Annotated in this window: 19 protein-coding genes; 13 read left to right on the top strand and 6 right to left on the bottom strand. The window is 71.5% G+C overall.

All coding sequences use genetic code 11. The annotated features are described in order from the left end of the window. Positions 1–20 precede the first annotated feature (20 nt). A complete protein-coding gene (locus ACZ7OI_RS08875; RefSeq protein ID WP_470263600.1) occupies positions 21–2,933 on the top strand; it encodes an AfsR/SARP family transcriptional regulator in 2,913 nt (970 codons plus the stop codon). Between the two features lie 44 nt (positions 2,934–2,977). On the opposite strand, the gene ACZ7OI_RS08870 is transcribed toward ACZ7OI_RS08875, so the two are convergent. The 5 genes from ACZ7OI_RS08870 to ACZ7OI_RS08850 all read right to left on the bottom strand — a co-directional run bounded on the left by ACZ7OI_RS08870 (position 2,978) and on the right by ACZ7OI_RS08850 (position 7,579). Further along, positions 2,978–3,292, bottom strand: a complete 315-nt coding sequence (locus ACZ7OI_RS08870; protein WP_470263599.1) for a winged helix-turn-helix domain-containing protein — start codon at positions 3,290–3,292, stop codon at positions 2,978–2,980. A 3-nt stretch (positions 3,293–3,295) separates the two neighbouring features. Further along, positions 3,296–3,766: a hypothetical protein gene (locus ACZ7OI_RS08865; protein ID WP_470263598.1), complete on the bottom strand. Its 471-nt coding sequence runs from the start codon at positions 3,764–3,766 to the stop codon at positions 3,296–3,298. Between the two features lie 199 nt (positions 3,767–3,965). Then, the gene (locus ACZ7OI_RS08860; RefSeq protein WP_470263597.1) at positions 3,966–5,105 is read right to left on the bottom strand and encodes an alkaline phosphatase family protein; all 1,140 of its coding nucleotides are present in this window, start codon (positions 5,103–5,105) and stop codon (positions 3,966–3,968) included. Between the two features lie 204 nt (positions 5,106–5,309). Then, entirely contained in the window at positions 5,310–5,981 is a 672-nt protein-coding gene (locus ACZ7OI_RS08855; protein WP_470263596.1) for a response regulator, read from the bottom strand. Next, the gene (locus tag ACZ7OI_RS08850; RefSeq protein ID WP_470263595.1) at positions 5,978–7,579 is read right to left on the bottom strand and encodes an ATP-binding protein; all 1,602 of its coding nucleotides are present in this window, start codon (positions 7,577–7,579) and stop codon (positions 5,978–5,980) included. Before ACZ7OI_RS08850 ends, ACZ7OI_RS08855 begins: the two co-directional genes overlap by 4 nt. Before the next feature lie 286 nt (positions 7,580–7,865). Here ACZ7OI_RS08850 and ACZ7OI_RS08845 point away from each other — a divergent pair, with 286 nt between their 5' ends. The 4 genes from ACZ7OI_RS08845 to ACZ7OI_RS08830 all read left to right on the top strand — a co-directional run bounded on the left by ACZ7OI_RS08845 (position 7,866) and on the right by ACZ7OI_RS08830 (position 11,727). Next, positions 7,866–8,666 (top strand): ABC transporter ATP-binding protein, encoded by an 801-nt coding sequence (locus ACZ7OI_RS08845; RefSeq protein WP_470264299.1) that lies wholly within the window; start codon positions 7,866–7,868, stop codon positions 8,664–8,666. Further along, positions 8,663–9,526: an ABC transporter permease gene (locus ACZ7OI_RS08840; protein WP_470263594.1), complete on the top strand. Its 864-nt coding sequence runs from the start codon at positions 8,663–8,665 to the stop codon at positions 9,524–9,526. Before ACZ7OI_RS08845 ends, ACZ7OI_RS08840 begins: the two co-directional genes overlap by 4 nt. 35 nt (positions 9,527–9,561) lie before the next feature. Beyond that, positions 9,562–10,602, top strand: a complete 1,041-nt coding sequence (locus ACZ7OI_RS08835) for an ABC transporter substrate-binding protein (RefSeq protein ID WP_470263593.1) — start codon at positions 9,562–9,564, stop codon at positions 10,600–10,602. Between the two features lie 129 nt (positions 10,603–10,731). Continuing rightward, on the top strand, positions 10,732–11,727 hold the full coding sequence (locus ACZ7OI_RS08830; RefSeq protein ID WP_470263592.1) for an RNA polymerase subunit sigma-70: 996 nt from the start codon (positions 10,732–10,734) through the stop codon (positions 11,725–11,727). Positions 11,728–11,747: 20 nt separating this feature from the next. Here the strand turns inward: ACZ7OI_RS08830 and ACZ7OI_RS08825 are convergent, their stop codons facing one another. Continuing rightward, positions 11,748–12,314, bottom strand: a complete 567-nt coding sequence (locus ACZ7OI_RS08825; protein ID WP_470263591.1) for a dihydrofolate reductase family protein — start codon at positions 12,312–12,314, stop codon at positions 11,748–11,750. Between the two features lie 241 nt (positions 12,315–12,555). Between ACZ7OI_RS08825 and ACZ7OI_RS08820 the strand changes: the two genes are divergently transcribed. The 8 genes from ACZ7OI_RS08820 to ACZ7OI_RS08785 are packed head-to-tail and all read left to right on the top strand — an operon-like array spanning position 12,556 to position 20,862. Continuing rightward, positions 12,556–13,563 (top strand): LLM class flavin-dependent oxidoreductase, encoded by a 1,008-nt coding sequence (locus tag ACZ7OI_RS08820; RefSeq protein WP_470263590.1) that lies wholly within the window; start codon positions 12,556–12,558, stop codon positions 13,561–13,563. Between the two features lie 12 nt (positions 13,564–13,575). Next, positions 13,576–14,013, top strand: a complete 438-nt coding sequence (locus tag ACZ7OI_RS08815; RefSeq protein ID WP_470263589.1) for a nuclear transport factor 2 family protein — start codon at positions 13,576–13,578, stop codon at positions 14,011–14,013. 2 nt (positions 14,014–14,015) lie between these two features. Then, complete coding sequence (locus ACZ7OI_RS08810) at positions 14,016–14,831, top strand: alpha/beta fold hydrolase (RefSeq protein WP_470263588.1); 816 nt, start codon at positions 14,016–14,018, stop codon at positions 14,829–14,831. Further along, entirely contained in the window at positions 14,828–15,766 is a 939-nt protein-coding gene (locus tag ACZ7OI_RS08805; protein WP_470263587.1) for a DUF1028 domain-containing protein, read from the top strand. The genes ACZ7OI_RS08810 and ACZ7OI_RS08805 overlap by 4 nt, the downstream gene beginning before the upstream one ends. Next, positions 15,763–16,908 (top strand): M20 family metallopeptidase, encoded by a 1,146-nt coding sequence (locus tag ACZ7OI_RS08800; RefSeq protein ID WP_470263586.1) that lies wholly within the window; start codon positions 15,763–15,765, stop codon positions 16,906–16,908. Before ACZ7OI_RS08805 ends, ACZ7OI_RS08800 begins: the two co-directional genes overlap by 4 nt. A gap of 29 nt (positions 16,909–16,937) precedes the next feature. Beyond that, positions 16,938–18,002, top strand: coding sequence for a DUF917 domain-containing protein (locus ACZ7OI_RS08795; RefSeq protein ID WP_470263585.1), 1,065 nt, complete (start codon positions 16,938–16,940; stop codon positions 18,000–18,002). After that, positions 17,999–19,288 (top strand): hydantoinase/oxoprolinase N-terminal domain-containing protein, encoded by a 1,290-nt coding sequence (locus tag ACZ7OI_RS08790; RefSeq protein ID WP_470263584.1) that lies wholly within the window; start codon positions 17,999–18,001, stop codon positions 19,286–19,288. Before ACZ7OI_RS08795 ends, ACZ7OI_RS08790 begins: the two co-directional genes overlap by 4 nt. Further along, entirely contained in the window at positions 19,285–20,862 is a 1,578-nt protein-coding gene (locus ACZ7OI_RS08785; protein WP_470263583.1) for a PucR family transcriptional regulator, read from the top strand. The genes ACZ7OI_RS08790 and ACZ7OI_RS08785 overlap by 4 nt, the downstream gene beginning before the upstream one ends. Positions 20,863–20,909: the final 47 nt, after the last annotated feature.

Genomic DNA, 20,909 nt, shown 5'->3' with positions numbered 1-20,909 from the left:
GGCGCTGTTCTGGGGGGAACATGCGATTCGGCGTTTTGGGGCCGTTGCACGCCCGCGTCGCCGGGCGCGAGGTCCGGTTCGACGGACCGCGCCAGGCCAAGATGCTGGCCGCGTTGCTGCTCGACGCCAACAATCTCGTCGCCACGGGCAGGCTCGTCGCCGTGATGTGGGACGGGAAAGAACCCGCCACTGCGGTGCGCCAGGTCCAGGACGCGGTGTCCGGGCTGCGCCGCAACCTCGCCGGGTGCGGCGCGCCCGCTTCGCTGATCAGCACGCGACGCGGCGGCTACCAGATCCGCCTGGCCCCGGACCAGCTCGACTTGCTGGAGTTCGAGCGCGAGCGGCGTCTCGCCGAACGGAGCGCGGCCCCGGCCGAGACCGCCGCCGCGCTGCGGCGGGCGCTGGCCTGCTGGCGCGGCAACGCTTTGGCCGACCTGTCCAGCCGGGTCCTGGAGTCGGAGGCGGCACGGCTGAACGACCAGCGCGTGGCCGTTCACGCGCTTTGCCTTGGCATCGAACTGGATCTGGGGCGGCATCGCGAAGTCGTGGAGGAGTTGCGGATCCTGGCCCGCGAGCATCCCTATGACGAGCAGATCGCCGAACACTTGATGGTCGCCCTCTACCGGTGCCGGCGCCAGGGCGAGGCGCTGCAGGCCTACGAACGGCTGCACCGGACACTGGCCGCTGATCTCGGCGTCGACCCCACGCCGCCGATCCAGGAGCTGCGCCAGCGCATCCTGACCGGCGACCCCGCGCTGGACGTCCCGGCGAGCGGATCCTCGGCCGCACCAACGGAAAGTCCCGAACCGGCGATGGCGCTGCCGGTGCGGCAACTGCCGCTGGACGTCCCCGATTTCGTCGGCCGGGCGGACGTCCTCGCCGAACTCGCCCGGATGCTGGAGACGTCGGCGCCGAGCCAGGTGCCGGTGGCGGTCATCGTGGGCGGCCCCGGGGTCGGCAAGTCCTGCTTGGCGACCCACGCCGCGCGACTGGCCGGCGCCGCTTTTCCCGACGGCCAGCTCTATCTCGACCTCGCCGCGACCTCGGACGAACCGCAGGACCCGGCCCTGATGCTGGCCGAGGCCCTGCGCGCGCTTTCGATCACCGGCAGCGGAATCCCGGACGGGCTGGCCGAACGGGCCGCGCTGTACCGGTCGCTGCTGGCCGGCCGCCGGATGCTGGTTTTGCTCGACGACGCGGGCCACGCGGACCAGGTGCTCCCGTTGCTGCCCGGGGCAGGCGGCTGCGCCGTGCTGATCACCAGCCGCACTCTGGTGACGCACCTGCCCGGCGCCCGCTACCTCGACCTGGACACGCTGAGCCCGCCGGAGGCGCGGGAGCTGTTCACCGGCATCGTCGGGCGGCACCGGGTGGACCGGGAACCCGCGGAGGCCGACGCGATCCTCGCCTGCTGCGGCAATCTGCCGCTGGCGATCCGGATCGCGGGCGCCAAACTCACCGGCCGCCCGGCCTGGTCGCTGCGGGTGCTGCGGGAACGGCTCGAGGACGAGTCGCGGCGGCTGGCCGAGCTGAAGATCGGGGACTTGAGCGTGCGCGCCAGCGTCGAACTGAGCCTGCGGCTGCTGCCTGACGACGCGGTGCGCGCGCTGAGCCTGCTGGGTCTGCTCGGCCCCTGCACCCTGCCCGGCTGGGTGCTCGGCCCGCTGCTGGACCGCGCCGACGCCGAGGAGGTGCTGGACGCGCTCGTGGACGCCAGCCTGGTACGGCTGACCGCGACCGACGCGCTCGGCCAGCCGCGTTACCGCCTGCACGACCTGATCCGGACCTGCGCCGTCGAGATCGCCGCCGGGCTGCCCGCGGAGGAAAAGCGGGCCGCGATCGCCCGGGTGCTGGCGTCCTGGCTGGATCTGGCCGGGCGCGGCACCGAGCGGTTGCCTGCCGGGATCCTGGTCCCGGCGCCCGCTTCCGCGCCGCGCCGGCCGTTGCCCGGCGCGGTCGCGGAGCGGCTCCTGGCCGACCCGGCCGGCTGGTTCGACGCGGAACGCGACACCCTGCTCGCCGCGGTGAAACTGGCCGCGGACTGGCGAATGGACGAGCTGGCCTGGGAATTGGCGGCCGCCATGGTCACTTACCACGACCACCGGTGCCGGTATCAGGACTGGGAGCACGGGCACCGGCTGGCGTTGGACGCGGTCGTGGCCGCGGGCAACGTCCGGGGCGAATCGGTGCTGCTGCGCGGTTTGGCCCAGCTGCACATCTACCGCGACGAGTTCGGCGCGGCGACCCGGGCACTGGAATCCTCGGCCGGGCTGTGCCAGGCACGGGGGGACAAGCGCGGCGAGGCGTTGTCGATGACGATGCTGGGCACCGTCAGCCGGGTCCGGGGCCACTACGCCGAAGCCCTCGACCGGGTCGAGCAGGCGCTCGCCATCGTGGTCGCCGAAGGCGACCGGCCCCTCGAAGCGCAACTGTCGTGCTCGATCGGCGTGCTGCGGCTCGTGCAGGGCGAACTCGACGAGGCGCAGTTCTGGTTCGACGCGGCGCTGCGCCAGGCCAGGGCACTCGGCGACGGGCATCGAGTGGCTGTCGTGCTGCGCCGGTGCAGCCGGCTGCACGATCAGCGCGGCGATCCGGACGAGGCGCTGCGCTGCCTGTGGCAGGCGCTGTCCGCTTTCGAGGAACTGGCCGACGAACGATGTGCCGCGTACACGCTGCTGGAAGTCGGCCGCGTGTACGCGGGCCAGCACGACCGGGACCGGGCGAGCCCGGCGCTGGAGCGGGCCGCCGAGGTGTTCCACCGGCACGGCGACCGTCAGGACGAAGCGGCGTGCTGGCACCTGATCGGCGACCTTGACGCTGCCGCTGGTGCTCCTGATCTGGCGCGGCGGCACCGCGAGAGGGCGTTGCGGTTGTGGGAGACGATCGGCGGTGCGAATCAGGTGAATGGTTCGGTGCCGCCGTCGTCTCCGTGACCCGGTATGCGTTGTGCCTGCCCGAAACCGTGTGGGGTCGCGAGCTAGTCGCGCGGTTGCCGGGCACCGTCCGAACGTGCTTGCGCGGCAATGGTTTGGAGGGCGGAGAGGTGCTTGGCCAGGGTGTCGCGGCCGCTGTCGGTCAGGTTGAGCCACGTGCGCGGCCGCTTGCCGACGTAGCCCTTGCGGACGTCGACGTACTCGTTCCGGGAAAGTGTCGAGACCTGTTTGGACAGTGCGGAATCCGACAGCTTCACCGCGTCTCGGACGAACCCGAACTCCGCCCATTCGGCGGCGGACAGCAGCGCCACGATGGCCAGTCTCGTCGGGTCCAACAGGAGCTGGTCGAGCTCGGCCACCGTTCAGTCCTTGTCTCGCCGGCGAAGCAGCCACAGCTGGAACCTGGGGCCGAGGAAGATGATGTAGAGCCCGGCCAGCGCGCCGTAGACGATCGTGCCGTGCGGGATGTGCAGCACCGGGACGGCGACGGCCGCGACGATCGCCAGGCCGATGACGGGCGCGACGCGCCAGGCGCTGGGCGGCAGGGCGCGGGTCGACACCGAGACCGGCCGGCCGAGCAGGCTGCCGCCGGTCCTGGTGCGCAGGAGCACGACCAGCACCAGCGCGACAGCCAGCACGGCAAAGGTCAGCCAGGGCCGCGTCCCGGGGATCAGGTCGATGGCGACGGTGTAGCCGAACACGACCAGACCGGCGACGACCGGAATCCACCGCGCGCCGAGCGCGGAGGCGAGCACCCGCTCCCGGCTTTCGCGGGCCGTGCGCAGCGCCGCCGCCGCTTCTTCGGGCGTCGGTTTGTTCAGGGGTTCGTTCACTGCTGCCACTCCTTCGCGGCGCAACTCCTCAGGCAAGTACTTGCCTGAGGAGAAAGTACCTCACGCTTTCCTCTTGGGCAAGTACTTGCCTGAAGGCTGAAGGCAGTGATGTCCGACGACGTGGTCGAGGCAGGTGCGTGCGCGGCCCGGGGTTCGTCGTGAGCAACCCGCGTCGCTCCGGGCCCGGACCAGACAGTCCTCAGTGGACGGTCAACGGCACGTCGTTCGGCGGGGGCAGCGTGCCGCCGCCGCGCAGCAGGATCGGCCCGACCGGCGCGGGTTTCGCGACCGGGGGCGGCGGCACCGGCGTCGGCGCCGGGGTGGGTTCGGGCGGCGCGGGCTGGGTGATCGCGGTGCCGTGCGCCGGGGGCGGCGGGTTCAGTTTCGCGCCAGGGGAGAGGTCGACGAGGTCGGCGAGCCCGTGGTCGCCGTCGACGCGGCCGACGCCGAGCTCCGGCAGCTTCAGCAGGTCGATGACGGTCTTCGGGATGCTCGGATGCCAGGACCAGCGGTGGTCGATGCCGGGTTTGACCCGTCCGCCGAACATCAGCAGCGGCACGCGCGGGCCGTAGGCGAGTTGCACGCCGTCCGGGGTGATCTCGACGTTCGGCGTGGCCACGTGGTCGTCGAACCCGCCCCAGTCGTCCCAGGTCAGCAGGAAGACCGTCGAATCCCAGAGCCCGGCCTTCGCGATCGCGTCGACGACCTGCCACACGGTGTCCTCGCCCTTGCCGACGTCCGCGGGCGGGTGCTCGTCGTAGGGCGAGTCGTGCCAGACCATCGACAGCGCGGGCAGCGCGCCGGCCTGGGCATCGGCGATGATCTGGGCGGAGCGCACGATATTCGGCGACCCCTTGAGCTGCTGGTAGAACTCGACGGGATACCCGCTGGCGCCGGTGTAGGCCTTCCAGCTCACCCCGTGGTCGGCGGCGAGCCCGGGCAGGGACGGCATATCCCACACCGGATCGGCCTGGCCGCGGGGCGGATTGCGCAGGGTGGGCGTCTGGCCGCCGACGATGAGCAGGTGGTTCGGCGTCGAGTTGGTGCCGTAGCCCGCGCAGTGGTTCTCGACGAACGCGCCGCTCGCGGCGAGCCAGGCGTAGAACGGCAGGTCGGCGACCGTGTCGAACTGGACGTGCGCGCCGGTGCTTTTCTTCGTCAGCCAGCGGTAGTAGGCCTTGCGGTCGTGCGGCTGGTCGGACTTCGGCGGGTTGGGGGAGACCGGCCAGCCGGTCGCGACGTTCGCGCCGAACGCGGCCATCGAGCGGAAATAGTTGTCGGTGGTGTGGTTTTCCTGGACCAGGACGACGACGTGGTCGATCGGGCCGGTGGCGGCCATGGCGATCCCTTCGGTGCTCCGGCGGGCGGGCGGCCGGGTGCTCCGGTCGCGCCGGTTCCGCTGAATGATCGCCCGCCGCCCGTGCCCCGGCCACCGGGAAACCCCGATGGGAGCAACCGGAATCCCTTGTCCTGCCCGGGATATCGCCGATTGCGCGGAAGGAGCCGTTCGCCGGGTTCGCGCCGGGCGTCCCGGCTGCCCGGCTCAGTGCTCGGCGGCGACCGCGTACCGGTGCGTCGGACGGCCCGCGCTTCCGTATTCCAGTTCGAGGCTGAGGAACCCGCGGCGGTGCAACTCGCTCAGATGGCGTTGCGCCGTGGGACGGCTGATGCCCAGCGTGCTCGCGAGCTCTCCGGCGCCGAGCGGCTGCCCGGCCCGGCGAAGCGCGTCGAGCACCTTGCGCATGGTCGGGGGAAGCGGGTCCGTGCGCGGTGCGGAGCCGCGCAGCACGGAATACAGACTGTCCACTGTGGCCTGATCGACCTCGCCGCTGCCGGAGGCGCGTTCGCACCAGCTCCGGTAGGCGCTCAGCTGCTCGCGCAGCTGCTCGAAACCGAAGGGCTTGACCAGGTAGTAGGCCGCGCCGAGCTGGATCGCGGAACGGACCGTGCCGAGGTCGCGGGACGCGGTGATCACGATGCACCCCGGCGGCGCGGCTCCCGAACGCAGGTCGCGCAGCAGGGAGAGGCCGTCCTCGTCGGGCAGGTAGATGTCGAGCAGCAGCAGGTCCGGCCGGACTTCCTCGACGCGGGCACGCGCTTCCGCCGCGGTGTGGGCCTTGCCGACGGCGGCGAAGCCGGGCACGCGGTCGATGCCGGCGGCGTGGATCGCGGCGACCCGGTAGTCGTCGTCGATGACGAGAGTCCGGATCGTCATGCGTGCTCCGCGGGTTCAAGCGCGGCGCGGGAACGGGAATTCGGGAGCAGCACGTCGAATCGCGCCCCTGCCGAGCCGTCCACCGCGATCGATCCGCCGGAGCGGCGCACCAGCCGGTAGACGAGGGCGAGACCGAGCCCGCGGCGCATGCCCGGGCGCGGGGTTTTCGTGGTGTAGCCGTCGGCGAAGATCTCGTGCAGCGCTTCCTCCGGGATGCCGGGACCAGTGTCGGAGACGACGATGCGGACGTCCGGGCCGAGAGCGTCGACGAGAACGCGCACCCGGCGTTCTCCCGGCTGCCCGGCCACGGCGTCGACGGCGTTGTCGATCAGGTTGCCGAGCACGGTGACGAGCGCGCCGGGGTCGGCGGTGCTGAGGTCGAGCCCGGAACCGGGGTCGACCTCGAGGCGCACGTCGCGTTCGGCGGCGATGGCGACCTTGGCCGAAAGCAGCGCCGCGAGTTCGGGCGGGGAAAACCGGGCGCGCAGATCGGTCGCCTGCGCGGCCGGGCCGTGCGCGATTTCGGTGAGGTAGCGGCCGGCTTCCTCCGCTTCGCCCAGGCCCAGGAGCCCGGACAGGACGTGCAGCCGGTTGGCGAATTCGTGTTCCTGCGCGCGCAGAGCGGTGGTCAGGCCGGTGACCGCGTGGAGTTCGCGCACCAGGCCTTCCATCTCGGTGCGGTCGCGCAAGGTGAGCACCGAACCGGCGTCCTGTCCGGAAAGGACCACCGGCATTTTGTTGACCACCAACAGGAATTCGTCGGTGAGCACGACCTCGTCGTCGGCGGCGGGCGCGGCGAGCAGGTCGCGGAGGCGGCCGGGCGGGACGAGTTCGCACAGGTCGCGGCCGCGGGCGGCGGAGGGGATCCCGAGCAGCCTGCGGGCTTCGTCGTTGATCACCTCGACGCGGCCGTGCCGGTCGAGGCCCACCATGCCCTCGCGGATGCCGTGCAACATCGCTTCCCGTTCCTGGAGCAGCGAAGCGATCTCGGAGACTTCCAAGCCGAAGGTCGCGCGCTTGATCCGGTGGGAGAGCAGCAAGGACGCCGCCATTCCGATGGCCAGCGCCAGCCCGGAGTAGAGGAGCACCCAGGGAATGTCGCTCGCCAGTTCGCTCGTGACCTGTTCTTCGAGGATTCCCACCGACACCTGGCCCGCGATCCCGCCGCCAGGACCCGAGATCGGCGCCTTGCCGTTGGCGGACCGGCCGAGGCTTCCGTTGTCGATGCCGAGATGGCTCCGGCCGTCGAGGGCCGCCACCGGCTCCTCGATGCGCTCGCCGACGAGTGCGGTGTTGGGATGGGAATAGCGCAGCCCGGACCGGTCGGTGACGACGACGTACGACGCGCCGGTGGCCCGGCGAACCTGCTCCGCGGCGGCTTGGATCGCGTGGCCGGGATCGCGCCGCACGAGGGCGTCGCGGACCGACGGCATCTGAGCGACGGTGTTCGCGATCCCGAGCGCCCGCTGCCCGTATTGCGTGTCGAGGGTCTGTCCGGCGAGCTTCACGTAGAGCAGGGCTCCGGCCGAGACGGTGGCGAGCAGGATCCCGAGAACGGCGACCAGGATCTGCGAGGCGAGGGGACGTGACCGCCACATGACCGCTCCGCTCTGCCACTTGTCGTAGGGGCGTCCCGCATGACACCACGAGACCGCGCGGATGCCAAGAAACCGCGGCCGGTACGCCCGGATCGTCCGGTCCGGCGCGCACTTAATGAGCAGAAACCGAGAAAAGCGCACTGATCGCAGGTATCGCACGCAATATTCCGCCGCCCCGCGGCGCTTCTTAGCCTCCTCGAACGGAATCGGCCCCGATCGAGAGGACGCCACCGTGCACGCACCCAGATCCGGACCGCCCGGCGCCGACGCGCCGGCCGCCATCGCCATGCGGGACGTCGCCAAGCAGTTCGCCACCGAGGGGCCGCAGCCCTACACCGCGCTGCGCGACCTGGACCTCGAGGTGGCTCCCGGCGAATTCTGCGCGGTCGTCGGACCCACCGGCTGCGGCAAGTCCACGACCCTGACCCTCGTCGCGGGCCTGGAACAGCCGTCGGCCGGCACGGTCCGGGTGCACGGCGCGGACGTCTCGGGCATCACGCCCGGGGTGGGGTTCATGTTCCAGACCGACGCGATCCTGCCCTGGAAAACGGTGCTGGACAACGTTTCCGCCGGCCCCAGGTTCCGCGGCGTGGCCAAGAGCGCGGCAGTTTCCGGCGCGCGGGACTGGATCCGCCGGGTCGGGCTGAGCGGGTTCGAGGACCGGTACCCGCACCAGCTGTCCGGCGGGATGCGCAAACGGGTCGCGCTCGCGCAGAACCTCATCAACGAGCCGCGGATCCTGCTCATGGACGAGCCGTTCAGCGCGCTGGACGTGCAGACCCGGGCGAAAATGTCCGACGAACTGCTGTCGCTGTGGGAATTGACCCGGCCCGCCGTGGTGTTCGTGACCCACGACCTCGAAGAGGCGATCGCGCTCGCGGACACCGTGGTCGTGCTGACCGCGGGCCCGGCGGCGACGGTCAAGGCCCGGTTCGCCATCGACCTGCCGCGTCCCCGGGTGGTGCAGGAAATCCGTTTCGAACGCCGGTTCGTCGACCTGTACCAGCGGATCTGGGACGCCCTGCGCACGGAAGTCGACCTGGCGTACGCGCAGACCACGCGGATCAGCGGGGAGGCAGGAGCATGACGACCGAAGCGGAATCGCCCGCGACCCCTGCCGCTGGAGCACAAGCAGCCGCTCGCCGTTCGCGCCGCCGGACGCGCACCGTCCTTGTCCACACGGTCCAGGCAGCGGTGCTGGTGGTGATTCTGGGCGGCTGGCAGCTTCTCGTGCAAGGAGACCAGCACGCGATCGTGCTGTACGGGCTTCCGTCGGGCATCTTCGACCGGTTGCGGTCGTGGGTGGCCGAGGGCACCGCGCTCGGGTCGCTCGGCAGCCAGATCTGGACGACCATCGAAGAGGCGCTGATCGGCTTCGCCATCGGCACGGTGCTGGGCATCGTCTGCGGCATCGCGCTCGGCCGGATCCGGTTCCTGTCGGAGGTGTTCGGCCCGTTCATCAAGGTGCTCAACGCGATTCCGCGGATCGTGCTCGGCTCGGTCTTCGTGCTGGCGTTCGGCCTCGGGCTGGAATCGAAGATCCTGCTGGTGATCGTGCTGGTGTTCTTCGGGGTGTTCTTCAACGCCTTCCAGGGCACCCGCGAGGTCGACCGGACGTTCATCGCCAACGCCGGCATCCTCGGCGCTTCGCGGTGGCAGGTGACCCGGCAGGTGGTGCTTCCCTCGGCGTTCACCTGGATCATCGCGAGCCTGCACGTGAGCTTCGGCTTCGCGCTGATCGGCGCGATCGTCGGGGAATTCCTCGGCGGCTACGCGGGTCTCGGCGTGCTGATCAAGAACGCGCAGGGCACCTTCGACGCGAGCGGCGTCTGGGCGGCGATGGTGATCATGGGCGTCGTGGCGCTCCTCGCCGAATGGCTGATCACCCGGCTCGAACGCCGGCTGCTGCGCTGGCGGCCCGCCCAGCTGTCCGGTCCGGACCTGTGACCCCCCGATTGTCCGCTCGAACAAAGGAGATCCCCGTGTCCGCGAAGAAATTGGCCGCCGTGCTCGCGGCGGCGCTGCTGGCCGTGGCCGGCTGCGCCTCGACCGCGAGCCAGAACGCCGGCACCAGCTCCACCGGCGGGACCGGCACGCCGGTGAGCATCATGGTCGGCGGCTTGAACAAGCAGATCTACCTGCCGTTCATGCTCGCCCAGCGGCTCGGCTTCTACCAGAAGCAAGGCCTGAACGTGACCCTGCAGGACGAGGGCGCCGGGGTCGACGCGACGACGAACATGGTCGCCGGAAAGGTCGACGGCGTCGGCGGGTTCTACGACCACACCATCGCCATGCAGGGCCTCGGCCAGTCGCTGGAATCGGTGGTGTCGATGCTGACCACGCCGGGCGAGGTCGAACTGTGCCGCAACGAGGTGCGCGGCCAGATCCATTCGCCCGCCGACTGGTCCGGTCGCAACCTCGGCGTGACCGATCTCGGTTCCTCCACAGACTTCCTGACCCAGTACCTGGCGCAGAAGAACGGCGTCGACCCGACGAAAATCCACCGGGTCGGCGTGCAGGCCGGAGCCACGCTGATCGGCGCACTGCAGCACGGCAACGTCGACTGCGCGATGACGACTGAGCCGACGGTGTCCACGGCCTTGGCCCAGGGCGCCGCGTTCGTCCTGCTGGACATGCGCACGGCGGCGGGCACGAAGCAGCAGTTGGGCGGCCAATATCCGGCGACGTCGCTGTACATGACCACGAAGTACGTGGACAGTCACCCGGACGTGGTGCAGAAGCTCGTGAACGCGTATGTCGAGGCCCTCAAATGGATCCAGGGCCACACCGGCGCGCAACTGGCCGACGTGATGCCGGCCGACTACTACGCCGGTTCCGGGAAAGACGCCTACGCCAAGGCCTTCGACAACGAGAAGGGCATCTACAACCCGACCGGCATCATGCCGCCGGACGGCCCGAAGACCAACCTCACGGTCCTGCAGGCGTTCAACCCGGACGTGAAGGGCAAGCAGATCGACCTCGGCAAGACGTACACCGACAAGTTCGTCCGCGCCGCGCATTGACGCGGACTCGCTGTGCCCGGGTGCCTTGCGGCGCCCGGGCACCGCAGTTCGGCGGCCGCACCGATCAGAAACCGTTCGCCCCGTCGTCAATTCTGGTAGCCCCTCGCACCGGTGGAAGGATTGACGACCATGACCGACGCTAAACCGCTGGGCGCCGACGAAGCCGCGTTCCTCGCGGCGGTCCGCTCCGGCGACCCGGCGCGGTTCGCGCTCGTCACCGAGCGCCACCGCCGCGAGCTGCAGGTGCACTGCTACCGGATGCTCGCGAACTACGAGGACGCCCAGGACCTGACGCAGGAGACGTTCCTGCGGGCGTGGAACAAGCGGGAGTCGTTCGAGGGCCGCGCCGCGTTGCGAACCTGGCTGTACCGGATCGCGACCAACGCCTGCCTCGACTTCCTGGACAAGCGCACCGACCGCACCCCGGCGCTGTACCCCGGTTCCGAACTGCCGTACCTGCAGCCCTGCCCCGACCTGATGCCTCCCGAGGATCCGCAGGAATCGGCGGTGGCGCGGGAGACGATCGAGCTGGCGTTCGTCGTCGCCGTCCAGCACCTGCCGCCACGGCAGCGGGCGGTGTTCGTCCTGCGTGACGTCCTCGGCTGGCCGGCCTCGAAGGCCGCCGGTGCTCTCGAGCTGACCGTCGCATCGGTGACCAGCGCACTGCAGCGGGCGCGCGTGACGATGCGCGAACGGTTGCCCGGCCGCCGCCTCGACTGGCGCAGCCCCGCCACCCACGAGCTGTCGGACGACGAGCGCGGCGTGCTGAAGGCGTACATCGACGCCCACGAACGCAACGACGTCGACAGCCTGATGTCCTTGCTGCGCGCCGACTTGCGCTTCGCGATGCTGCCCGATCCGGGCACCGTGGTCAGCACGGCCAAGGACGCGGTGGACGGCTGGGTCGCCGCCGGGCTTTTCCAGTGCGGTTACGACGATTGGCGCTGTGTCGCGACGACGGTCAACCGGATGCCTGCCGCTGCGTTGTACCTCCGGACGCCCGGCGACCCGGAGTACCGGCTGTTGAACCTCGCGGTCCTGCACATCGTGGACGGGAAGATCGCCGAGCTGACCGGATTCGAGGTCTCCGGCAAACCCTGGCTGGGCCTGCCGCCGACAATGTGATCAGGCGAGCCCCGCGCTGTTCACCGCCTCGTCTCGTAGCGGGCCAGCGCCACGCCGCCGGGAAACGTCCGCGTCTCCACCAGACTCAGGTTCACCCAGCTGTCCAGCGCGGCGAAGAACGGCGTGCCCCCGCCCACCAGGACCGGGTGGGTGACCACCGAGTACTCGTCGATCAGCCCGGCCCGCATGGCCGCCCCGGCGAGCGTCGCGCCGCCGATGCTCATCGGCCCGCCGTCCTCCGCCTTGAGCCGGGCGATCTCGGCGACCGCGTCGCCGGTCACCAGCCGCGTGTTCCAGTCGACCTTGTCGACCGTCGAGGAGAACACCGCCTTCGGGGTGTCCCGCCAGTTCCGCGCGAACTCGATCTGCGCCGGGGCAGCACCCGGCTGCTGGTCGCCGGTCGGCCAGTAGGAACTCATCGCCTCCCACAGCTTGCGGCCGTACAACGACAGGCTGTTGCCCAGTTCCTGGTCGAGCCACCACTGGAACAACTCGTCGCTCGGCTCGCTCCAGCCGATGTCGTCCCCAGGGGCGGCGATGTAGCCGTCCAGGGTCAGGTTCATGCCGAAGATCAGTTTCCGTGTCATGCCAGTCCTCCTGTGAGCCGATCTCACAGATACAGACGGGCGCGGCGCGAAAACCTCATCGGTGCGCCCGCTCGTCCAAGCCGAGCTGCCGCTCACACCAGGCCGCACCCCTGCCCGTCCGCATAGTGCACCGTGCACTGCCGCCCTTCCCCCGTTTCGTCGCCCTGCCCGAAGCGCCGCACCCGGCGCACTTCCTACGGTCGAGCCCAACGTTGTGACCCCGCACGACAGGAGCCCGCCGATGACCCGCCCCTCTCGCAGCCGGCTGGGGGTGCTGCTCGGCAGCACCACTCCGCCCGAACAGATCGGCAACCGGGCCGCGGCCGCGGAGGCCGCCGGTTTCGGGGAGTTGTGGCTGCCGGAGGACTACTTCTTCCTCGGCGGCATCGCGGGCGCCGCGCTGGCGCTCGGGGCGACGTCGCGGGTTCCGGTCGGCATCGGCGTCGTGTCGTCGGTCGTCCGGCATCCGGCGTTGCTGGCGATGGAGATCAGCACGCTCGCCCGCGCTTACCCGGGCAGGCTGATGCCCGGGATCGGGCACGGCGTCCCCGCCTGGACCGCGCAGATGGGCCTGACCCAGCGGTCGCCGATGAGCGCCCTGCGCGAAACCCTCACCGCCGTCCGGGGGCTGCTGCGCGGCGAGACGATCGACGAGGAGGGCCGGTTCGCCGCGTTCCGCGAGGTCGCGATCACCCACCCGGTCCCCGGGCGGGTGCCGTTGTTCACCGGGGTGCTCGGGGACAAGGGCCTCGAGCTGACCGGGCGCTTGGCCGACGGCCTGCTCGTGAGCGCGCTCGCGCCGGTCGAATACGTGCGGAGCGCGCGGCGCAAGCTGGACGAGGCGGCGCACGCGGCCGGACGGGACGAGCGCATCACGATCACGGTTCTCGCGGCGGCCAACGTCACGCGGGATCCCGGGCAGGCGGTCGCGGCGAGGGAAGCGCTCAAGGCGGTTCTCGCCTTCTACCTTGCGGCGACGGGGCCCGGCCCGTTGTTCGGCGCGGTCGGTGCCAACGAGCAGCTCGCGGACATGCTCTCTCGCGGCGGGCCCGAGGTGGTCGCTGCCGAGATGCCGGACGCCTGGCTCGACGTTTTCGGCGTCGTGGGCGGGCAGGACACCGCGCGCGCCCGCCTCAAGGAATACCTCGACGCGGGCGCGGACAACGTCGCCATCGCGACCGTCGTCGCGGACGGCGCGGAAGAAACCCTTGCCGCGGTCGGAGAACTGACCGGCGAATTCACTCACTGAAAGGGCACGACCATGAGCACTGACCGCGAGCGAATCCTCGAAGTGCACGAAGGCTGGTACGAGGCGAACGTCGGCCTCGTCGCCGACCGGATGCTGCAGTATTTCCCGGAGGGCGACGGCTACCACCAGTTCAACCTCAACGGCCACACCTACCACGGCGTCCTCGACAAGCACCGACTGTGGGTCAACGCCGCGAAAATCGGGCTGAGCATCACCGCGATCAAGGACACCGTCGGCCCGGACGTCCAGATTTTCGGGGACGTCGCGCTGCTCACCGCCGAGGGAACCGCGGACGTGCTGGCTCCGGGCCAGCAGGACGCGGTAACGACACCGTTCCGCACCACCGAATTCTTCCGTCGCGACGACGGCAAGGGCGGCGCGGACTGGCGCATCTGGCACATGCACGTCAGCGTCCAGGACCCGCAGATGCCCAAGCACGGAACGGAATGAGGATGGGTTCGGACCGCGTCAGCATCGAAGGACGGACCGGAAAGCTGTCGGTGCTGCGCACGGCGGACGACCGATCCGGGGTCCCGCTCGTGCTCCTCCATCCGATCAACTCCGCGGCGGTGGTGTGGGAGGACGTCGCCGCGCGGCTCGGCAGGCCCGTCGTGGCGCCGGACCTGCGCGGACACGGAAACTCCGGGCAGACCGGTCCGTTCACCGTCGAGGACGGTTACGTGCCGGACGTCCTGGCGGTCCTCGACGCTCTAGGGCTGGACGAGGTGCATCTGGCCGGAGGATCGCTCGGCGGCACGATCAGCGTCGCGCTGGCGGCGTTGCACCCCCGGCGCGTGCGCAGCGTCGCCACGTTCGGTTCGACGCTGGGCACCGGCGTGCCGGACGAGGCGATCGCCGCGATGGTGCGCGAGCTCGAGGCACAGGGGACTGCCGGGTATTTCGCCGGCCAGGTCCCGCAGATCGTGGGCCGGAAGCACCGGGACTCCGCTCGCGTCAAGGAGGTGATGGCGGAGGCGGTCGGCACCCGGCCGACGACGGTGGTCGCCGAGATCCTGTATGGAGCCTTCGGCGCGGACATCCGGCATCTGGCGGGAAAGGTTGCCACGGCGGGAATTCCGGTGCTTGCGGTGGCTGGCACCGAGGATCCGACGTGCCCGCCCGAGATGTCGCGCGAACTGGCCGAGACGACCGGCGGCACCGCGGAGGAGCTGGACGGCACGGGCCACCTGCCGATGCTCGAGGAACCCGGCCGGGTGGCAGACCTTCTCCGGAACCACCTCGCGACCGCCGAGGAAGGAAGGCCGTGACGTACTCGATCGTCGCGCGCGATCCGGTCACCGGATGGCTCGGCGTCGGCGCCCAGACCCACTTCTTCGGCGTCGGCGCGTTGCTGCCCTGGGCCGAGGCGGGCGTCGGCGCGGTGGCCACCCAGGCGTTCGTCAACGTCGGGTACGGACCTCGCGGCCTGGAACTGTTGCGGGCGGGCGTACCCGCACCGTCCACTGTGGACTTGCTGGTCGCGGAGGATCCGGATTCCGGGTACCGCCAGCTGGGAATCGTCGACGCCCGAGGTTCGGTCGGCGCGCACACCGGCGAGTCGTGCGCCCCGCACGCCGGTTCCGCGCGCGGGCATCAGGTGACGGTGCAAGGGAACATGCTGGCCGCCCCGGGCGTGTGCCAGGCCGCGCTCAACGCCTTCGAGACCGCGGACGGCGACCTCGCCGACCGCATCCTCGCCGGGCTCCTGGCCGCGGACAGCGCCGGGGGAGACGTGCGCGGTTCGCAGTCGGCCGCGCTGCTGGTGGTGTCCGGCCGTCGCGGGCCGGCGCCGTGGAACGAGGTGGTCGTCGATCTGCGCGTCGACGACCACCCGGATCCGCTCGCCGAGCTGTCGCGGCTTCTCCCGCGTTCGCGGGCGTTCGGCGCGGTCGGCGGAGTGATGTTCACGCCTGGGCTGACACTCGGGCCGTTCGAGGGGGTTGCCCCGGACGAACTGGACGAACGGCTGAGAGACCTCGCGTCGGCGGCGGAGGTCATCGGGCCGGACAACCGCGAGGCCGACTTCTGGCGCGCGGTGTTGCTTGCCCGCGCCGGACGGCATCGGCAGGCCGCAGACCTCTTCGCGGAGGTGGCGGCTTTCCGGCCCGCGCTACTGGGGTTCGCGAAAGGCCTGGCCCCGCTGGGCTTTCTCGACCGCGAAGCGCTCGCCGCGATGACCGCACACCTCGAGGAGCCGTCATGAACGCCGCAGCCGCGGTCCAAACCGCGAGGGTGACCGAACTGGCCGCGAGCCTGATCCGATGCGACACGCGGAATCCGCCGGGCGGCGAGCGGCCGGTCGTCGAACCGCTGTGCACGGTCTTGGCCGAGCTGGGCGCCGACGTCGAGATTTTCGAGCCCGAGCCGGGCCGTCCGTCGATCCTGGGCCGCATCGGGTCCGGCGGCGGCCCCACGCTGCTGGTCAACGGGCACGTGGACGTCGTTCCGGTGTCCGAAGAGGACTGGTCCGTGCCTCCCTTCGGCGGCCTGGTCCGGGACGGGCTGCTCTACGGCCGCGGCGCCTGCGACATGAAGGGCGGGATCGCCGCAGCGCTCGAAGGGATGCGCGCCTGCCGTGACGCCGGAATCGTGCCGCCCGCCGACATCGTCTTCCACCTCGTAGCCGACGAGGAGACCGGCGGCCGGGCCGGGACGGAGGCGCTGGTCTCCGCCGGGCTGGTGCACGCCGACGCGGCCGTCGTGCCCGAACCCAGCGAGCTGCGGGTCGGGGTGGCCGAGCGCGGCTCGCTGATGGCGGAGATCGTGGTGCGCGGCCGGGCGGGGCACGGCAGCGATCCGGCGGCTGGGCATTCCGCGGTCGCCGACGCGGCGAGGATCGTCTCCGCGCTCCACCTCGCCGATTTCGGCGACGGCGAGCACCCGCTTCTCGGCGCTCCCACGGCCAACGCGGGAACCATCGCGGGCGGCACCGCCGTCAACATCGTGGCGGCCGAATGCCGGCTGCGGATCGACCGGCGCGTGCTGCCCGGCCAGACCCGGGACGAGGCGCTGGCCACCGTCACCGGGCTGATCGACGCCGCGGGCGAGTTCGACTACGACGCGGACGTCCTCGCCTTCGCCGAGGGATCCGAACTGGACCCGGAGCACCCGTTCGTCACCGAGGTCCGGCGGGCGGCGGGCGACGCACCCGTCCGCGGGCTGAAGCTCGGCACGGACGCACGTTTCCTCCGCAACCAGCTCGGCATCCCGACCGTCGTGTACGGACCCGGGTCGATGACCGTCGCGCACACCGCCGACGAATACGTGCCGGTCGCCGACTTGGCCGCCGCCGCGCGGACGTTCGCCCGGCTGTATGCCGGTTTCCGGGGTGTCACGACCTCGTGAGCAGCCACGACGACGGTTAAGGTTTGCGCATGGAGCACGTCGCCGAGTCCGCGATCGACGACGTGGTGCGCGGTGCCGTGCACTTCGGGAGCGGAGGAGGCGGCGACCCGTACCTGGCGCAGCAGCTCCTGGTCGCCGCCGTCCGGCAGCACGGGCCGATCCCGCTCGTCACGGCGGACGATCTGGACCCGGACGCCCTCGTCCTCCCCGTGGTGTCGGGCGGAACCCCGCATACGCTCGTCGAGAAGGCACACAGCACCGTCGAAGCGGAGACTCTCCGGACGGCGGTGGAAGCGCGCGCCGGACGGAAGTGCGCGGCGATCCTGCCGATCCAGCTCGGCAGCGTCAACGTGGCCGTCCCGCTGGCCGTCGCCGCCGAGCTCGGCCTGCCGTGCCTCGACCTCGACCTGATGCGCCGCACGCTGCCCTCGATCGACCTGACCCTGCTGCGGCTGGCCGGGTTCTCCGTCTCGCCGATCACCGTCGTCGGCGGCTCCGGGGTCGTCGCGGAGTTCAGCCAGGGCTCCGGCGCCGTGCTCGGCGAGCTGGTGCGGGCTGTGCTGCCGCCGCTGGGTCTCGTGGCGCTGATCAGCGCGTATCGGGTGACCGCGGGGGACTGTTCGCGGCTTGGCGCCGTCGGGTCGATCAGCGAGTGCGCCAGGATCGGTGCGGCGCTCGCCGAGGATGGACACGACCCGTACCTGCGCGCCTGCGGCGGACGGCTGGTGTGCACCGGAACCGTCGCCGAAGTCCTGCAGCACTCATCGGACGGCTGGCCGCGCGGCGTGGTTTCCCTGGATGCCCCAGAGGGTTTCGTGCGGATCGACTTCCAGAACGAGAACCTGATCGTCAGCCGGGAAGGCACGGTGCTGGCGACGGTCCCGGACCTGATCGGCGTCGCGGACGCGGACACTGGCGCCTTGACGCAGACGGTCGACCTCGCCGTCGGCCAGGCAGTGCACGTGATCGCCAGCCCGGTCGACGATCGGTGGCACACGCCCGAAGGACACGCGGCGGCCGGGCCGCGCGCGTTCGGCTACGCCGTCGACCCGGTCCGGTTCGACGGCTCGACTCCTCTGGCCGGTGCTCGATGAGCCGGTTGCGAGTGGGCATCGACGCCGTCGCCGCCCGAGCCGTAGCAGTGGACGAGGGGAGCCGAATTGTGGCGTCCCACCGAGGACGTCCCGGGACTGGCCCGCCGTCGCGATTGCTCGACGCGCTTCTCGCGGAGGTCGATGCCCAAGCGGTCGACCGGGTCGTGGCGATCCTGCCGGAGCCCGTGCCTGCCGAAGCGGGATCTCCCGTCGGGGTGCTGCGCATCGGCGGCGCGACCGCGCTTCCGCCGCTTCTGGGCTGGCCGGTCGAGCTGTCCAGTGCGTTCGCGGGACCCGTCGCGACGGTACGGGGCGGGCACGAATACGACGGCACGGCGTCGGAGCCGCTGGACCTCGCCGCAGTGGCCGGTTTCGCCCGCCGGTGCGCCGGAGCCGTCCGCGCGGTCGCGGTCGCCGGAGTCCACGGACTGGAGAATCCCGACCACGAACAGCAGGCCGCGGCGGTCCTGGCCGACGTGCTCGGGCCGGACGTCCCGGTGCGGAAAGGCAGCGAGACCGAGGCGATCGGCCTGCTGGAGCGCGAGAACACCGCCGTGCTCGACGCCGCTCTGGCCGGGTTCGCCCGCGCTCGGATCGACGAACTAGGCACCGCGGTTCGGAAGCACAACCCCGGTGCAGAGCTGTATTTGGTTCGCGGGGACGGAACCGTGCTGCCCGAACTCGCCGCGCAGCGCCACACCACGGCTTGCCTCGGGGCGGCCCAGGCGGCGTCGCTGCACGGTGCCGCCCGGCTGGCCGGAGTGTCCGCGGCTGTGGTGGTGCAAGCGACCGGCAACCAGACAGTCGTCGGGGCGACGCGTGGTGGTTTGCTGCCCGAATCGAGCGCTCACCGTGAATTCGGCGGTATCCGGATCGGCTCGCGTCTCCTGCGGCTGATCGTGGTGGACCGCTCGATGTCCCTCGCCGCAGCGGTCGCCCGCGCGCGGTACGGATACGACGATCTCCCGGTCGTGCTTGTCGGAGACGGGTCCCTGCCCGACGCGATTCGGCCGCCGGACGGCGATCTCGCAGCCGCAGTGGGGGCGGCGATCGCGGAAGCAGCGGGCTCGGTCGACCGGATCTTCTGGCAGGGCACCGGCGGAAGGGAAGCCTCGGCAACGCGCGCCCGGCAGCTGGCCCGGGACGCCGCGGTCCGTGCCGGAGCCGATCCCCGCACCCTGCGGGAAACCCCGGTGAAGGAGGCGCTGATGACTTACGTTCCGGTGCCGGCCGCGCGTCTGCAGGCGACCGCGGTGGGACCGGTCCTGGAACCGGTGGCGCCGTGACGGTCACCCTGGCTCAGCTGCTGGACCTGGACCTGCTCGAGCACTACGAGGTGCTCGCGGGCGAATCCGGGCTGAAGAGGCCCGTCGGGGCGGTGGTCGCGGGTTCCGCGGTGCACGAGATTTCCGAACTCGCCCCGCGCAGTGTCGTGGTGTTCGGCCGGGAGCAGCTCGTCCTCGACGACCTCGCGGCGGATCTCGCGATCCGGCTGGCGGGCAGCGCGGGACTGTCCGGGATCGTCGCGGCCCGCCCGCACCGGCCGGTGCCCTTCGCCACCCGCAGGCTCGCCGACCGGCTGGCGTTGCCGCTCATCGGCGTCGAGGACATCACTCCCACCGGGGTGGTCACGGCGTTCGATCCCTACGTCAGCGCCCCCGAGGTCGCGGGCCTGCGCGTGCTCGGCGAGGCCTCGCGCCGCTTCCAGCGTCCGCCCGCCGACGCGAACGCGCTCGCCTCGCAGCTCACGGCGACGCTCGGCGAGCCGGTGGCGCTCGTCGACGCGGAAGCCCGTTTCGTGGCCGGTGATCCGGCGGTGCACGCGCTGTTCGGCAGGAGTGCCGACCCGGCGTTGCTGGCCGATGCGCGGCCGGTCGCGCTGACTGTCGGCGCGGACGGCGAGCTGATGCTGCACCCGGTCCAGGTCGTCGCGACCGGGCCGGCGGTCTACTGGATCGTGGTGCGGCGGCCCCGCTTCGCGGCCGGAGTGCTGCTCGAACCGGTCCGGCGCGCGATCGCGATCGCCGCGCTGTCGTTCGCGGTGCACGTGGCGGGGGAAGCCCTGCGCGACGAACGGGAACACCGGCGCCGTTCGCTCCTGCTCAGCGAAATCCTCGAACAGCCCGGCGAACCGGGACGCGGCACCGTCGAGCGGGCCACCGCGCTCGGCTGGCGGCTCGCCGGACGGCACACCGCGGTGCAGATTCAGGCGGCAGCCGTCCCGGCCGCGCTCCGGATGTCCGCGCTGGGCGCGGAAGTGGAGGCGCGGCTGGCCGAACACGGTGTGGACGCGAGGCTCGTCGAACGCGCCGAAGGATGGCTGTTCTGGCTGACCGCCGACACGGTGGATCCCGGTCCGCTGCTCGATCGGCTCGCCAGGACGCTCGCCGCCGTCGAAGCGGAACATCCGGGGCTGCGGCTGTGCGCGGGAGTGGGCCGCGCGCACACGGGCGCGGCGGGCATCGGCCGCTCCGCCGAGCAAGCCCGCCGCGCGGCCTTGCTCGCCCACACCTCGCACCGCCGGGCGGTCGTCGAGCACATCGACGCCAGCAGCGCCCGGAAGCTGATCGCGGGCTGGTACGGATCAGCTCCGCTGCGCGGTGCGGCAGCCGACCTGCTCGCGCCGCTCGACGAGGCCGATCCGTCCGGCGGCCTCGTCCGCACTTTGCGGTGCTACCTGGATTTCCAGTCTTCGGCGAAGGCCGCCGGAGCCGCCCTCGGCGTCCACCGCAACACCGTGATGCAGCGCATGGAGAGGATCGCCGAACTGCTGCCCGTCGACCTCGGCGATCCGGACGACCGCCTGGCCGTGCACCTGGCCACGCGCGCCGCCGGCGTCGACTGGGACGAGCCCGGCTGACGTCGCGCACAAGACAGCGGGCCGCGGTTCGTCCGCCGTGCACGATG

The organism is Amycolatopsis sp. NPDC114503 (assembly GCF_055633655.1).
This window is presented reverse-complemented; position numbering and strand designations above follow the sequence as displayed.